This window comes from Methylobacterium nonmethylotrophicum, from assembly GCF_004745635.1.
Taxonomy (GTDB): domain Bacteria; phylum Pseudomonadota; class Alphaproteobacteria; order Rhizobiales; family Beijerinckiaceae; genus Methylobacterium; species Methylobacterium nonmethylotrophicum.
In genome coordinates this window covers 1-13,870 of sequence record NZ_SRLB01000011.1, presented here as the reverse complement: position 1 = coordinate 13,870, position 13,870 = coordinate 1, and the positions used below count along the sequence as shown (strand labels likewise).

At 72.9% G+C, this 13,870-nt stretch carries 14 protein-coding genes; 3 read left to right on the top strand and 11 right to left on the bottom strand.

Annotated features, from left to right (window positions below; all coding sequences use genetic code 11):
- Positions 1-101: 101 nt before the first annotated feature.
- The 6 genes from EU555_RS15880 to gap all read right to left on the bottom strand — a co-directional run bounded on the left by EU555_RS15880 (position 102) and on the right by gap (position 6,038).
- Positions 102-1,121, bottom strand: a complete 1,020-nt coding sequence (locus tag EU555_RS15880) for a tetratricopeptide repeat protein (protein ID WP_135415737.1) — start codon at positions 1,119-1,121, stop codon at positions 102-104.
- A 2-nt stretch (positions 1,122-1,123) separates the two neighbouring features.
- Positions 1,124-1,789 carry a thiamine phosphate synthase gene (locus tag EU555_RS15875; protein ID WP_135415735.1) on the bottom strand — a complete coding sequence of 222 codons (666 nt, stop codon included), beginning with the start codon at positions 1,787-1,789 and terminating at the stop codon, positions 1,124-1,126.
- Between the two features lie 127 nt (positions 1,790-1,916).
- Positions 1,917-3,002 carry a class II fructose-bisphosphate aldolase gene (fba, locus tag EU555_RS15870; RefSeq protein ID WP_135415733.1) on the bottom strand — a complete coding sequence of 362 codons (1,086 nt, stop codon included), beginning with the start codon at positions 3,000-3,002 and terminating at the stop codon, positions 1,917-1,919.
- An 87-nt stretch (positions 3,003-3,089) separates the two neighbouring features.
- Positions 3,090-4,292 (bottom strand): phosphoglycerate kinase, encoded by a 1,203-nt coding sequence (locus EU555_RS15865; RefSeq protein WP_135415731.1) that lies wholly within the window; start codon positions 4,290-4,292, stop codon positions 3,090-3,092.
- Positions 4,293-4,330: 38 nt separating this feature from the next.
- The gene (locus tag EU555_RS37615) at positions 4,331-4,903 is read right to left on the bottom strand and encodes a hypothetical protein (protein WP_342636478.1); all 573 of its coding nucleotides are present in this window, start codon (positions 4,901-4,903) and stop codon (positions 4,331-4,333) included.
- 127 nt (positions 4,904-5,030) lie between these two features.
- The gene (gene gap / locus EU555_RS15855) at positions 5,031-6,038 is read right to left on the bottom strand and encodes a type I glyceraldehyde-3-phosphate dehydrogenase (protein WP_135415729.1); all 1,008 of its coding nucleotides are present in this window, start codon (positions 6,036-6,038) and stop codon (positions 5,031-5,033) included.
- A 479-nt stretch (positions 6,039-6,517) separates the two neighbouring features.
- Here gap and EU555_RS15850 point away from each other — a divergent pair, with 479 nt between their 5' ends.
- From EU555_RS15850 to EU555_RS15840, 3 genes are all read left to right on the top strand, one after another.
- Complete coding sequence (locus EU555_RS15850; protein WP_135415727.1) at positions 6,518-7,669, top strand: GGDEF domain-containing protein; 1,152 nt, start codon at positions 6,518-6,520, stop codon at positions 7,667-7,669.
- Positions 7,670-7,794: 125 nt separating this feature from the next.
- Positions 7,795-8,082 (top strand): DUF4164 domain-containing protein, encoded by a 288-nt coding sequence (locus tag EU555_RS15845; protein ID WP_135415725.1) that lies wholly within the window; start codon positions 7,795-7,797, stop codon positions 8,080-8,082.
- A 40-nt stretch (positions 8,083-8,122) separates the two neighbouring features.
- Positions 8,123-8,503, top strand: coding sequence for a cell division protein ZapA (locus EU555_RS15840; RefSeq protein WP_135415723.1), 381 nt, complete (start codon positions 8,123-8,125; stop codon positions 8,501-8,503).
- Between the two features lie 123 nt (positions 8,504-8,626).
- On the opposite strand, the gene guaB is transcribed toward EU555_RS15840, so the two are convergent.
- The 5 genes from guaB to minE form a co-directional block, all read right to left on the bottom strand.
- Complete coding sequence (gene guaB / locus EU555_RS15835; protein WP_135415721.1) at positions 8,627-10,120, bottom strand: IMP dehydrogenase; 1,494 nt, start codon at positions 10,118-10,120, stop codon at positions 8,627-8,629.
- A 186-nt stretch (positions 10,121-10,306) separates the two neighbouring features.
- A complete protein-coding gene (locus EU555_RS15830) occupies positions 10,307-11,818 on the bottom strand; it encodes a flavin-containing monooxygenase (protein WP_245524325.1) in 1,512 nt (503 codons plus the stop codon).
- A complete protein-coding gene (locus tag EU555_RS15825) occupies positions 11,815-12,717 on the bottom strand; it encodes an alpha/beta hydrolase (RefSeq protein WP_135416133.1) in 903 nt (300 codons plus the stop codon). The genes EU555_RS15830 and EU555_RS15825 overlap by 4 nt, the downstream gene beginning before the upstream one ends.
- Before the next feature lie 28 nt (positions 12,718-12,745).
- The gene (locus tag EU555_RS15820; RefSeq protein WP_135415719.1) at positions 12,746-13,564 is read right to left on the bottom strand and encodes an SDR family NAD(P)-dependent oxidoreductase; all 819 of its coding nucleotides are present in this window, start codon (positions 13,562-13,564) and stop codon (positions 12,746-12,748) included.
- Positions 13,565-13,645: 81 nt separating this feature from the next.
- Positions 13,646-13,870, bottom strand: a 225-nt coding sequence (gene minE / locus EU555_RS15815) for a cell division topological specificity factor MinE (RefSeq protein WP_135415717.1), incomplete at its 5' end; no start/stop codon positions are given.

The following is a 13,870-nucleotide window of genomic DNA, read 5'->3' as shown; positions in this document are numbered from 1 at the left end:
AGGGGATCCCGCGCTCGTTCACCAAGTGAAAATCAAGATCAGACTCTACGACTATTGCGGCCCAAGCGCTTCGGATACCGACGAACGAACGCCACGAACCATCAAGGCCCCGCCCGGTCGGCCGCCAGGCGCTCGGCGCGGGCCCGCTCCTCCGGGGTGAGGCCGGACACCGCCTGGGTCAGCCAGGCGTCGGAGAGCCCCTGCGCCCGGGCGGCCATGTCCCAGGCCGCGGCCTCGACGAGGTTCTTCGTGACGCCGCGGCCGCTGGCATAGAGACGGGCGACGCGGTTCTGCGCCACCGCGTTGCCCCGGAAGGCGGCGTGGCGGAAGTAGCGGGCAGCCCGGACCTCGTCCTTCGCCACGCCCTCGCCGTTGAACAGCAGGATCGAGAACTCGACCTCGCCCGCGAGGTCGCCGTTGTCGGCGGCGCGGCGGAACCACTCGGCGGCCCTCGCGGAATCCTTCGCCACCCCGCGGCCCTGGAGGTAGAGCACGCCCAGCGCGTGCTGGGCCGGGGCCAGCTCCTGGTGGGCGGCCTGGCGCAGCAGGTCGGCGGCGCGGGAGAGGTCCGCGGGCGCGCCGCTGCCGATCAGGATCAGCGCCAGATTGTAGCTCGCGGTCGCGTCGCCGCGGGCGGCGGCCTTCTCCAAGAGGGCGCGGCCGGCACCTAAGTCCTTCGGCACACCGCGGCCCTCGATCTGCATCATGCCGAGGGTGCCGGCGGCGCGCGGATCGCCGAGATTGGCCGCCAGCCGGTACCACTCGGCGGCGCGGGCGGGATCCTGGCGCACGCCGAGGCCCTGGCTGTAGAGCTCGGCCAGCAGGGTCATGGCCGGGAAGTCGGTCTTGTTCTTCTCCAGCCGCTTGGTCGCCTCCCGGAAGGCCGTGACGTAGAAGCCGCGCTGATAGGCGCCGTAGGCGAGGTCGGCATTCGGGTCGTTCGAGGGCGCGGGCGGCAGCGAGGCCGCGCCCGGCAGGGTCGGGCCTGATGGGCCGAGCGTCGGCGTCGCCGGCGCGGTAGCCGCAGGAGCCGGGATCGTGCCGGTGGGCTTGGCCGCGGCCGGCCCGGCCGCGAGACCGAGCGCGCCGACGAGCGTCAGCGTCGCGTGGCAGAGGCGCATCCTCACCCCTCCCCGGCCGCCGGGCGGTTCCGGATGAGGCTCTGCGCCTCGGCGGCCGCGGCCTCGCCCCCGTCCCCGGCCCAGAGGGCGGGGTCGAGGCCGATGAACTCGGCGCCCGTGGCGGCAAGCGCCGGCACCGCCGCGAGGTCGCGGGCGAGCGCGATGCAGGGCGTCTCGAAGATCTCGACCCACCAGGTCAGCCGCGCCACGAGGTCGTCGAGGGGCAGGCCGGGATCGTCGCCGAACAGGATGTAGTCCGCGCCAGCCTCGCCGGCCTCCATGGCGGAATGCTTGCTGCGCACGCCCCCGACCCCGAGGATGCGGCCGTCGCGCAGGCGCTCGCGCAAGGAGCGCAGCGGGCCCCCGCCCTCGTCCTCCTCGGCGCCCGGATCGGCCTCCGCGTGGACGCCGTCGGCGCCGCTGCGGGCCGCCACGGTGGCGAGGTCGATGGTGCCGCCCCCGGCGATGACCAGGGCCGCGCCGGCCTCCTGCACCGCGGGCGCGACCGCCTTGACGGCGTTGACCAGCGCCCGCTCGTCGCCGGGCGGAAGGCGCAGGATCACCGCGGCGACGTCGCCGGCCGCGACCGCGCGCGCGAGGCGGGCCCCGAGGTCCGGGCCGGCCTCGGGGGCGGTGAGGAGGATCAGGCGGGTCTGGGGCTCGGCCATCGCGGTCTTTTACGGGGATTCGGGCGGGACGAAAATGCGACGGGCGGACGACCGACCGGCCGCCCGCCCTGACGGGATCGAAAGAAGGGCGGCGATGCGGCGCGAGGGTCCCCGCGCCGCGAAGGCCTTACTCCGCGGCCGCCTTCTGGCCGCCGAAGGACGGGTCGAGCTTGCCGGCGGCGTAGCGCTTGGCCATCTCGGACAGCGCGACCGGCCGGATCTTGCCGGCATGGCCCGCCGTGCCGAACTCCTCGAAGCGCTGCTTGCACAGCTTCGTCATCGCGTCCATGGCGGGCTTCAGGTACTTGCGCGGGTCGAACTCGGCCTTGTTCTCCTGCAGGATCTTGCGGATCTGGCCGGTCATCGCCATCCGGTTGTCGGTGTCGATGTTGATCTTGCGCACGCCGTGCTTGATGCCGCGCTGGATCTCCTCCACCGGCACGCCCCAGGTCGGCTTCATCTCGCCGCCATACTGGTTGATGATGTCCTGCAGGTCCTGCGGGACCGACGAGGAGCCGTGCATCACCAGGTGGGTGTTGGGCAGGCGGCGGTGGATCTCCTCGATCACATGCATCGCCAGCACGGCGCCGTCGGGCTTGCGGGTGAACTTGTAGGCGCCGTGCGAGGTGCCCATGGCGACCGCCAGCGCGTCGACCTTGGTGGCGGCCACGAACTTCTCGGCTTCCGCCGGATCGGTCAGGAGCTGGTCGTGCGAGAGGGTGCCCTCCGCGCCGTGGCCGTCCTCGGCCTCGCCCTGGCCGCTCTCGAGCGAGCCGAGCACGCCGAGCTCGCCCTCGACCGAGCAGCCGGCCCAGTGCGCCATCTCGGTCACCTTGCGGGTGATCTCGACGTTGTAATTGTAGTCCGCCGGGGTCTTGCCGTCCGCCTTCAGCGACCCGTCCATCATCACCGAGGTGAAGCCGTACTGGATCGCGGTGGCGCAGGTCGCCTCGTTGTTCCCGTGGTCGAGATGCATGCAGACCGGGATGTGCGGATAGATCTCGACCAGGCCGTCGATCAGCTTGGCCAGCACCACGTCGTTGGCATAGGCGCGGGCGCCGCGGCTGGCCTGGAGGATCACCGGCGAGTCGGTGGCGTCGGCCGCCGCCATGATGGCGAGGCCCTGCTCCATGTTGTTGATGTTGAAGGCCGGCACCCCGTAGCCGTGCTCGGCGGCGTGGTCGAGGAGCTGCCTGAGCGTGATGCGCGCCATGTCGAAATCCTCCGAGACTGTCTTTGGTGCTGCACTATAGCGGACGGGCCGGCGGGCGTCCTAATCCCGCCGACCTGAACGGAACCCTCAACCTTTCTGGCGCAGCGCGTCGACGCCCGGCAGCGGCTTGCCCTCAAGCCATTCCAGGAAGGCGCCGCCGGCGGTCGAGATGTAGGTGAAGTCCTCGGACACGCCGGCATGGTTGAGCGCCGCCACCGTGTCGCCGCCGCCCGCCACCGAGACGAGCTTGCCGGCCTTGGTGCGGGCCGCCGCGTGGCGGGCCGCCGCCACCGTGCCCTGGTCGAAGGGCGCGATCTCGAAGGCGCCGACGGGACCGTTCCACACCAGGGTCCGGGCGTCGTCGATCGCCGCGGAGATCCGGTCGACCGACAGGCTGCCGATGTCGAGGATCATGCCGGTCTCCGGGATCGCGTCGACCCCATAGGTGTGGTGGGGCGCGCCGGCCTTGAACTCCTCCGCCACCACGCCGTCGACCGGCAGGATGATGGCGCAGTTCTTCTCCCGCGCCGCCTCGATGATCGCCTGCGCGGTGCCGGCCAGATCACGCTCGCACAGCGACTTGCCGACGCCGAGGCCGGCGGCGTGCAGGAAGGTGTTGGCCATGCCGCCGCCGATCACCAGGGCGTCGACCTTGGCGACGAGGTTCTTCAGGAGGTCGATCTTGGTCGAGACCTTGGAGCCGCCGACGATCGCCACCACCGGCCGGGCCGGGGCCTCGAGGCCCTTGGTCAGCGCGTCGAGCTCGGCCTGCATCAGGCGGCCCGCATAGGCCGGCAGCACGTGGGCGAGGCCCTCCGTCGAGGCATGCGCCCGGTGGGCGGCCGAGAACGCCTCGTTGACGTAGACGTCGCCGTTCCGGGCCAGCGCCTTGACGAAGTCCGCGTCGTTCTTCTCCTCGCCGGCGTGGAAGCGGGTGTTTTCCAGCATCAGGACGTCGCCGTCCTTGAGGGCCGACACGGCGGACGCGGCCTTCTCCCCCACGCAATCCTCCGCGAAGGCGACCGGGCGGCCGAGCGCCGCAGCGGTCGCCTCGGCGATCGGGCGGAGCGACTCGGACGGCACCGGCTTGCCCTTCGGGCGGCCGAAATGCGCGAGCAGGATCACCTTGGCGCCGGCCGCGGAGAGTTCGTTGAGGGTCGGCAGCACGCGCAGGATCCGGGTGGCGTCGGTGACGCGGCCCTGGTCCATCGGCACGTTGAAATCGACGCGCACGAGGACGCGCTTGCCCTTGAGGTCGCCGGCATCGTCGAGGGTACGGAAACGGGTCATCGGCGGGGGCACCTTCGCGTGGGGAGAGGGCGGCGCGGTCAGCGCAGCGGGATCAGGGTCTGGAGGTTGAGGCGCTGGGCCACCAGGGTCAGCGCCACCGTCAGCACGGCGGTGATCACCGCGGTCAGGACCAGGGCGCCGAGGCCGGGCAGGCCGCGGGTGCGCTCGGCGAGCGCCCGGACCTCGCCCCGCAGGGCCGCGAGGTCGGCCTGGCGGGCGGCCTCGTTCATCCGGGCGCCGGCCGCCTCGACCCGGTCCTCGACGCGGGTCAGCAGCGCCTCGGAGCGGGCGTACTTGTCCTCGATCCGCGAGGCCTTGTCCTCGATGCGGGCGAGCTGGTCGGCGACCTGGCTCGGCAACGCCACGGCGACCGGGCTCGGCAGCGGGGTCGCGGAACCCAGGACGGTCTGGGGCGAGGCGGCCGGGGGTGTCCCCTGCGGCGCGGCGGACGGAACCGGGCCGGCCGGATTCTGGCCTGCCGGGACGTGGCTGGTGGGGGCTTGGCTGGCGGGACCTTGGCTGGCCGGACCCTGATGGGTCGGGACCTGTCCCTGGAGCAGGGCGGCGTCGGCGGCGTTCGCGGGGCGGGTGGAGGGCGCAGCGTCGGTCATCGGCGGGTCCTCGGGGCTAGGAGGCGGCCCGTCGCGGGGCCGCCCGGTACGGGGGCCGGCTCCCGGGGGAGCCGGCCTGTCCCGCGACGAGGGCCGGCTCCGGGCGGAGCCGGCGCGGCATCGGCCGTCAGATCAGCTTCGCCATCGCGATGGCGGTGTCGGCCATGCGGTTCGAGAAGCCCCACTCGTTGTCGTACCAGGACAGCACGCGCACGAAGCTGCCGTCCATCACCTTGGTCTGGTCGATGTGGAAGGTCGAGGAGTGGGGATCGTGGTTGAAGTCGATCGAGACGTTCGGGGCCTCGGTGAAGCCGAGCACGCCCTTGAGCGGGCCGTTCGCCGCCGCCTTGATCGCCTCGTTGATCTCGGCGACCGAGGTGCTGCGCTTGGCGTTGAACTTGAAGTCGACGACCGAGACGTTCGGGGTCGGCACGCGGATGGCGGTGCCGTCGAGGCGGCCGTTCAGCTCCGGGAGCACCAGGCCGACGGCCTTGGCGGCGCCGGTCGAGGTCGGGATCATCGACAGGGCCGCGGCGCGGGCCCGGTAGAGGTCCTTGTGCATCTGGTCCAGCGACGGCTGGTCGTTGGTGTAGGAGTGGATCGTGGTCATGAAGCCGCGCTCGATGCCGACGGCGTCGTTGAGCACCTTGGCGACCGGGGCGAGGCAGTTCGTGGTGCACGAGGCGTTGGAGACCACGAGGTGGTCGGCCGTCAGCTTGTCGTGGTTCACGCCGTAGACGACCGTGAGGTCGGCGCCGTCGGCGGGCGCGGACACGAGGACGCGCTTGGCGCCGGCCTCGAGGTGCAGCTTCGCCTTGTCCTTCGCGGTGAAGATGCCGGTGCATTCCATCGCGACGTCGACGCCGAGCTCGCGGTGGGGCAGCTCGGCCGGGTTCTTGATCGCGGTGACGCGGATGCGCTGGCCGTCGACCACGATGTGGTCGCCCTCGACCGAGACAGTGCCGGGGAACTTGCCGTGGACCGAGTCGAAGCGCAGCAGGTGGGCGTTGGTCTCGACCGGGCCGAGATCGTTGATGGCCACGACCTCGATGTCGGTCCGGCCGGCCTCCTTGATGGCGCGCAGGACGTTGCGGCCGATGCGTCCGAAGCCGTTGATGGCGACCTTGACCGTCATGTGTTCTCTCCCGTGGGGTTGGCGTGGCGGAGGAAGTGGGCGGGCGCGCCCCGCGCGGCGGCGGCCGGCGCGAGGGCGCAGCGCGGATCCGGACGATCGGGGAGCCGGCCGTCGCCGGTGGGGCCCGCTGCGCTCGCCGTCCCGGACGCGCCGGCCGTCCCGGCGGGGACGGCACTGGCGGGGAGCACGGGAGGCGTCACGGCAGCTCGTATCTGTCAATCCGCCGGCGACAGCCGCCCGGCGGGGCGCCGGCTTCCTATCATGGTGCCGGGGCGTGTCAAACTCGCGTCCACCCTCGGGGACGATCCACCGATCCGGGGATCCCGCCCCGTGATCTGCGGCCGCGGCGGGCCGTCCGTCCTCGCGCATCCCGTCAGGCGCTCCTTAACCATGGCGGCGCGATCGGTGAGAGACCGGCGGATCTGTAACCGGAATCGCACGGCGCGGGTGTACGCGGTCGGGTACAGGTGACGACCGCCATGCAGATCGACCTTTCCACCCTCTACTGCCTGATGATCGGGACGCTGCTGGTCTCGTTCGCCATGACGCTGTGGGAGCGGCAGGCCCATCCGCGGCGCGCGCACGAACTCGGGATCTGGGCCGGGGCCTGCCTCGCCTTCGCGGCGGGCGTGCTGGCGGGGATGAACCGCGCCCACTTGCCCGGCATCGCCGGCGCGGCGCTCGCCAACCTGCTGATCGTCGCCGGCTACCTGATGATCCTGCACGGCGTCGCGCGCCTCGACGGGCCGGCGCGGCTGCGCGGGCCCGTCGCCGTGCTCGTCGTCCTCGCCCTGCTGTGGGCCACCCTCGGCGTTCATTTCCCCGGCGCATTCTGGAACTACGTCGCCTCGGTGCCGATCGTGCTCGCCTGCGGGCTCACCGCCTGGACGGCGATGCGCAGCCGCACCGCGAGGGGCCTGCGCTCGCGCCCGGTCGTGGTCGTGATCGCGGCCGGGCACGGCCTGTTCAACCTCGCCCGCGCGGTGCTGACGCCCCTCCTCGTGGCGGCCTACGGCGCGGAGCTGCTGCCGGTCTTCGGCAAGATGACGATGTACGAGGGCGTGCTCTACTCGGTGGCGATGCCGATGGGGCTCATCGCGCTGGTGCGCGAGGAGGAGCAGGCGCGGGCCGTCGCCGCGTCGCGCACCGACTACCTCACCGGCCTGTCGAACCGTCACGGCTTCTTCGAGGACGGCGCGCGGCGCCTCGCGGAGCGGACGCCGGATCGGCCGGTGGCGCTGCTCGCCTTCGACCTCGACCACTTCAAGGCGATCAACGACCGCCACGGGCATGCCGGCGGCGACGCGGTGCTGCGGCTCTTCGCCGAGGTGGCCCGCGCCACGGCCGGGCCGGATGCGCTGGTGGCCCGGCTCGGCGGCGAGGAATTCGCCGCCCTGCTGCCGGGGCGGGACGTCGCGTCCGCGCAGGCGATCGGCGAGGCCATCGCCCGCCGCTTCGCCGAGGCGGCGGCGCACCGCGACGAACCCGGCATCCCGGCGACCGTCAGCGTCGGCCTCGCCGCCGCGCAGGCCGGCCTCGACGACCTGCCGGCCCTGCTCTCGGCCGCCGACCGCGCCCTCTACCGGGCCAAGGCCGGGGGGCGGAACCGCCTGGAGGTGGCGGCGGCCTGATTGTCCTCAGCCGTCCCCAAGGACACCGGCCGAGGACCCCGGCACGGCGATTGCGAGGCGCCGCCCGGGCCTTTAGGGTTTCGCCGTCCTGTCCGCGTTCCTGTCGGCGTTTTTCGGAGGTGAGCATGACCGCAGCGGTGGAGGAAGCGCTGCGCCGCCTCGAAGCCTCGGTGGCCCTGCTCGAATCCGCGGTGGCGCGCCGGCTCGACGCGGAGCGCAGCCACGGCGATCTCGAGACCGAGCTGGAGATCATGCGGGACGACCGGGCCCGGCTGGCGGCGGAGCTGGACGGGGCGAGCGCGCGCCTCGCCGAGATGCAGGCGGTGACCGAGGAGGTCGACCACCGCCTCGGGCGGGCCATCGGCACCGTCGAGGGCGTGCTCGGCCGGACCGGCGAGCGCGGCGAGGGGTGAGGCCCCGGGATCAGCGTTTCATGCGTTCGAGGAGGGGCCGATGCCTCAGGTGACCGTCACCATCGCCGGCAAGACCTACCGCATGGCCTGCGGCGAAGGCGAGGAGCGCCACCTCGAGGGGCTGGCCGCGAGCTTCGACGCCCGCATCGGCGACATGCGCAAGGCCTTCGGCGAGATCGGCGACATGCGCCTGCACGTCATGGCGGCGCTCACCCTCGCTGACGAGCTCGCCGAGACCAGGCGCCGGATGGAGGCGATGGAGCACGAGACGCAAGCCCTGCGCGACTCCACCCAGGCCGGCAGCGCCGAGCGCGAGGCGGCCGAGGCGCGCCTCGCCGAGACCGTGCAGCGCACGGCGGAGCGGATCGAGAAACTGGCGCGGCGGCTCGGGCCGGTGCCCGGGGGGACGCAGGGGGGGTGAGGGCTGGCGCCTCATGGCGGCACCAATGCGCAGTGCTGAAAAGGAGAGCGCGTCCCCCTCTCCCGTGTGGGAGAGGGGATCCCGCGACTTACATTTGGTCGCTCGCGTCGAATGGCAGACTTATCACACCCGCCCCGGATAGTTCGGGCTCTCGCGCGTGATGGTCACGTCGTGGACGTGGCTCTCGCGCAGGCCCGCATTGGTGATGCGGATGAACTGCGCCCTCTCCTGCATCTCGGGGATCGACGGGGCGCCGACATAGCCCATGGCGGCGCGCAGGCCTCCGGCGAGCTGGTGCAGCACCGCCGCGACCGGGCCCTTGTAGGGGACCTGGCCCTCGATGCCCTCCGGCACGAGCTTGTGGGTGTCGCTGACCTCGGCCTGGAAGTAGCGGTCGGCCGAGCCGCGCGCCATGGCGCCGACCGAGCCCATGCCGCGGTAGCTCTTGTACGAGCGGCCCTGGTACAGGAAGACCTCGCCCGGGGCCTCGTCGGTGCCGGCGAGCAGCGAGCCCAGCATCGCCACCGAGGCGCCGGCGGCGATCGCCTTGGCGAGGTCGCCCGAATACTTGATGCCGCCATCGGCGATCACCGGCACGTCGGCCTCGTTGCCGGCCTCGACCGCCTCCATGATGGCGGTGAGCTGGGGCACGCCGACGCCGGCGACGATGCGGGTGGTGCAGATCGAGCCCGGGCCGATGCCGACCTTGATCGCATCGGCGCCGGCGTCGATCAGCGCCTGGGCACCCTCGCGGGTCGCGACGTTGCCGGCGATGACCTGCACGGCGTTCGACAGGGTCTTCACCCGGCGCACGCTCTCCAGCACCTTCGACGAGTGGCCGTGGGCGGTGTCGACCACGATGACGTCGCAGCCGGCATCGATCAGGCGCTCGGCCCGCTCGAACCCGCCGTCGCCGGTGGTGGTGGCGGCGGCGACCCGCAGGCGGCCCTGCTCGTCCTTGATGGCGTTCGGGTAGGCGACCTGCTTCTCGATGTCCTTGACGGTGATGAGGCCGATGCAGCGGTAATGGTCGTCGACGACGAGAAGCTTCTCGATGCGGAACTGGTGCAGCAGGCGCTTGGCCTCGTCCTGGGTCACGCCCTCGCGCACGGTGATCAGCCGGTCGCGGGTCATCAGCTGGGAGACCGGCTGGCTCTGGTCGGTGGCGAAGCGCGTGTCGCGGTTGGTCAGGATGCCGACGAGCTTGCCGCGCGAGCCGTTGGGGCCGCGCTCGACCACCGGGATGCCGGAGATGCCGTGCTGGCGCATCAGCCCGTAGGCGTCGGCCAGGGTCTCGTCCGGGTGGATGGTGATCGGGTTGAGCACCATGCCGGACTCGTACTTCTTGACGAGGCGGACCTGCTCGGCCTGCTCCGGCGGCTCGAGGTTGCGGTGGATCACCCCAAGGCCGCCGTTCTGCGCCATCGCGATGGCCATCCGGGCCTCGGTCACCGTGTCCATCGCCGAGGCGATGATCGGCATGTTGAGCCGGATCGAGCGGGTGAGGCGGGTGCTCAGGCTCACCTCCGCCGGCATCACCGAGGATGCGGCGGGCCGGAGCAGGACGTCGTCGAAGGTCAGGCCCTCGATGATCGTGTCGGTGCTGATGCGGGCCATGAACCAACTCCTCGTGCGTGCGGCCCTCGCGGGAGCCGCCTCGTCAATACGCCGGGCAAGGCGCCCGGCGGGCATTTCGCCTGGATTGAGTTGGCACCGGCCGATAGCACGCGCGTATGACGGGCGCAAAGCACATCGCCGCAGCGCAGCGATGCGATTCACGCCTCTTGCGGCGGGCCCGCCGGCTCACGCCGGGGATCTTGCCGGGGTGAGGACGAACTCGGCCCAGTCGGGCCTCCTCATCGCGCGCTGATAGGCGACGACGGTGCCGGGCCAGAGCGCGATGTTGCGCCCAGACGCGTCCTGGTACCAGCTGGCGCAGCCGCCCTGCTGCCAGATGCTCCCCGACAGCCGCGTCTCCAGCTCGGCGAGGTAGCGCGCCTGCGCCTCCGGCGCCGGCTCGATCGCCGCGAGGTGGCGCGCCCGCATCTCGGTCAGGCAGGCGAGCACGTACTCGACCTGCGCCTCGATCATCAGCACCACGGAATTGTGGCCCAAGCCCGTATTGGGCCCGAGGAGCATGAAGAAGTTGGGGAAGCCCGCGAGCGCCAGGCCCCGATGCGCCGCCACCCGCTCGCCCCAGGCTCGGGCCAGGATCAGCCCGTCGCGGCCGACCACCGGCACCCGGGCGAGGGACGCGGTGACGTCGAAGCCGGTGGCCAGCACCAGCACGTCGAGGGGGTGGTGGCGGCCATCCTGCATCGTGACGCCGTCCGGGGTGACGGTGCGGATGCCGCCGGTCTCGAGCGTCACGTTCGGCCGGGTCAGGGCCGGGTAGTAGTCGTCCGAGATCAGCACCCGCTTGCAGCCGAGCCGATAGGGCGGGGCCAGCTTCGCGCGCAGGCCGGGATCGGCAATCTGCTGGCGCAGGTGGCGCCGGCTCGCCGCCTCGGCGAGGCGGGTGAGGCCCGAGACCCGGGTGAAGCCGAGAGCGGCCTGCGCCTCCCGCAGCCAGAACTGGGCGGCGCGCAGGAGCCGGCGCGCGGCCGGCAGGCGGCGGAACAGGGCCTGCATCCGCGGGCCGATCGGCCGGTCGTTGCGGGGGATCACCCAGGGCGGCGTGCGCTGGAACAGGACGAGCTGCTCCACCTCCGGGGCGATGGCCGGCACGACCTGGATCGCGCTCGCCCCCGTCCCGATCACGCCGGCGCGCTTGCCCCGGAGCGGCACGCCGTGGTCCCAGGCCGAGGTGTGGAAGAGCGGGCCCCGGAAGGTCTGCAGTCCCGGGATCGCCGGCAGCGCGGGGTGGTGCAGCGCCCCCATGCCGGAGACCAGCACCCGGGCTTCCAGCGGGCCGCGGTCGGTCTCGACCCGCCAGAGGGACCGCGCCTCGTCCCAAACCGCGCCGGTGACGGCGGTGGAGAGCGACAGGTGCCTGGCGAGGCCGAACCGCTCCACCAGCTCGCGCAGGTAGGCGGCGATCTCGGGCTGGCCGGCATAGGTCCGCGACCAGTCGGCCTTCGGCGCGAAGGACAGGGCGTAGAGATGGGCCGGGATGTCGCAGGCGGCGCCCGGATAGGTGTTCTCGTGCCAGGTGCCGCCGACCGCCTCGGCCTTCTCGACCACCAGGAGGTCGTCGATGCCGGATTGGAGGCAGCGGATCGCCATGGCGAGCCCGGAGAAGCCGGCCCCGATCACCAGGACGCCGAGGGGCCTGTCCGGCCAGGATGCCGTGTGCCGGGCGGGCGCCTCCGTCACCGGACCGCCTCCGTCGCCCTGGCCCGCGCCGTCAGGAACGCCGCCGCCTCGGCGAGGGAGCGGCGCGCCTCCGGCAGGAACGAGTGGGCGAGCTGCCAGGCATGCGGCACCACCGGCCAGACCGTCACGGTGGCGTCGACGCCCGCGTCCCGCGCCTTCGCGGCGAAGCGCACCGAATCGTCGCGCAGGACCTCCCGGGCGCCGACATGGAACAGCAGCGGCGGCAGGCCGGCGAGGTCGCCGCGCAGCGGCGAGGCCAGCGGGTCGGCGGGGTCGTGCCCGGCGAGGTAGGCCTCGGCCAGGTGCTGGAGCTTGGTGGGATCGAACATCGCGTCGCGGCGGGCATTCGCCCGCATCGACTCGCCCTCGCCCAGCATGTCGGTCGAGGGCGAGAACAGGACCGCGGCCGTGGGCAGCGGCAGCCCGTCCCGGCGGGCCCGCAGCATCAGCGCCAGCGCGAGGTTGCCGCCGGCGGAATCGCCGGCGAGGCCGGCCGGACCCGCCGCCGCGAAGGCGGACCAGCAGGCGGCCGCGTCGTCGAGGGCCGCCGGGAACGGGTGCTCGGGGGCGAGGCGGTAATCGGGGCTGAAGATCCGCAGGCCCCGCCCGGCGAGGCCGCCGATCACGGGCCGGTGGGTGCGCGGAGAGCAGCCGATGAAGCCGCCGCCATGCAGGTAGAGGAGGCGCGGCGCATCCGGCGCGAGCCCTGGGCGCTCGGCCCATTCGCCCGGGATGCCCCCGACCTCGCCCGGTCGGAAGACGATGCCGGGCGGGTCGGGAAAGCTCGCCTGGTCGAAGATCCGCCGCACCGCCGCGATGTCGCCGGCGGCGCGGGCGAGCTTCGGCTTCACCTGCCGGCGGATGATCCAGTCGAACAGGTGGGCGCGCAGGCTCGGCAGGCGCTTCGTCTCGCGGGCGATCATGCGGTCACTCCATGGCGCGGGCGATCAGCGACCAGTAGCGCACCGGCATCAGGCGCTGGATCAGCGCCACCTGGGCGGCGTCGCGGCCGACGAGGATGCGGGGCTCGCGCCGCACGATGCCCTGCAGGATGCGCTCCGCCGCCGCCTCGGGGGGCAGGCGCAGGTGGCGCTCTATCGCCGCCTTGCCGCGGGCGACCTCGGCGGGGTCGAGGCGGGGGCCGACCCGGGCGCTGCGGGCGATGGCCGTGGCCACGCCGCCCGGATGCACCACGCTGACCCCGAGACTGGTGCCGGCATATTCGTGCCGCAGGGCCTCGGAGAAGCCGCGCACCGCGAACTTGCTCGCCGCGTAGGCCGCCTGGCCCGGGGGGGCGACGATCCCGTAGAGGCTCGACAGGTTGACGATCTGCGCCGCCGGCCGGCTCTCCAGGATGGGCAGGAAGGCGCGGGTCATCCGCACCACGGCGCGGAAGTTGACGTCCATCAGCCAGTCGAAATCGGCGAGCTCGACATCGGCGAAGCGGCCGGCGAGCGCCACGCCGGCATTGTTGATCAGGAGATCGAGGGGGCCGTGCCGCGCGGAGACCACCTCCGGCAGGGCCGCGACGGCGTCGAAATCCGTGACGTCGAGCGGGTGGGCGCCGACCTCGCGCCCGAGGGCGCGCACCGCCGCCTCGGTGCCGCGCAGGCCCTCCGGGTCGCGGTCGACGAGGACGAGCCGGGCGCCCCGTCGGGCGAGGCCGGCCGCAAGCGCCGCCCCGATGCCGCTGCCGGCCCCCGTGACCAGGGCCAGCTTGTCGTTGAGTGGGAAGGCGTCCGCCAAGAGCACGCTCCGTCCGGGGAGCGTCTGAATCGCCCGGGCGGGCCGGGAGCGCAAGGCCCCCGGGCACGGGTCTTGGTCGGCTCAGGCCGCCCGGTGGACGGCCTTCGGCAGCTCGACGTCGATCTCCAGGGTCGAGACCGCGTCGCCCCGCTCCATGGTGATCTTCACCTTCTCCTGGTCGATGGCGACGTGCTTGGCGATCACCGCCAGGATCTCCTCGCGCAGGACTGCCACCAGGTCCGAGCGCCCGAACGCGGTGCGCTCATGCGCCAGAAGGATCTGCAGGCGCTCGCGCGCCACCGGCGC

Excerpts from the sequence above, each read along its gene's own strand:
- EU555_RS15840 (WP_135415723.1), top strand. The coding sequence starts at position 8,123 with ATGCCTCAGGTGACCGTCACCATCGCCGGCAAGACCTACCGCATGGCC.
- EU555_RS15865 (WP_135415731.1), bottom strand. The coding sequence starts at position 4,292 with ATGACCCGTTTCCGTACCCTCGACGATGCCGGCGACCTCAAGGGCAAG.
- guaB (WP_135415721.1), bottom strand. The coding sequence starts at position 10,120 with ATGGCCCGCATCAGCACCGACACGATCATCGAGGGCCTGACCTTCGAC.
- gap (WP_135415729.1), bottom strand. The coding sequence starts at position 6,038 with ATGACGGTCAAGGTCGCCATCAACGGCTTCGGACGCATCGGCCGCAAC.
- EU555_RS15880 (WP_135415737.1), bottom strand. The coding sequence starts at position 1,121 with ATGCGCCTCTGCCACGCGACGCTGACGCTCGTCGGCGCGCTCGGTCTC.
- EU555_RS15850 (WP_135415727.1), top strand. The coding sequence starts at position 6,518 with ATGCAGATCGACCTTTCCACCCTCTACTGCCTGATGATCGGGACGCTG.
- EU555_RS15845 (WP_135415725.1), top strand. The coding sequence starts at position 7,795 with ATGACCGCAGCGGTGGAGGAAGCGCTGCGCCGCCTCGAAGCCTCGGTG.
- EU555_RS15875 (WP_135415735.1), bottom strand. The coding sequence starts at position 1,789 with ATGGCCGAGCCCCAGACCCGCCTGATCCTCCTCACCGCCCCCGAGGCC.
- fba (WP_135415733.1), bottom strand. The coding sequence starts at position 3,002 with ATGGCGCGCATCACGCTCAGGCAGCTCCTCGACCACGCCGCCGAGCAC.
- EU555_RS37615 (WP_342636478.1), bottom strand. The coding sequence starts at position 4,903 with ATGACCGACGCTGCGCCCTCCACCCGCCCCGCGAACGCCGCCGACGCC.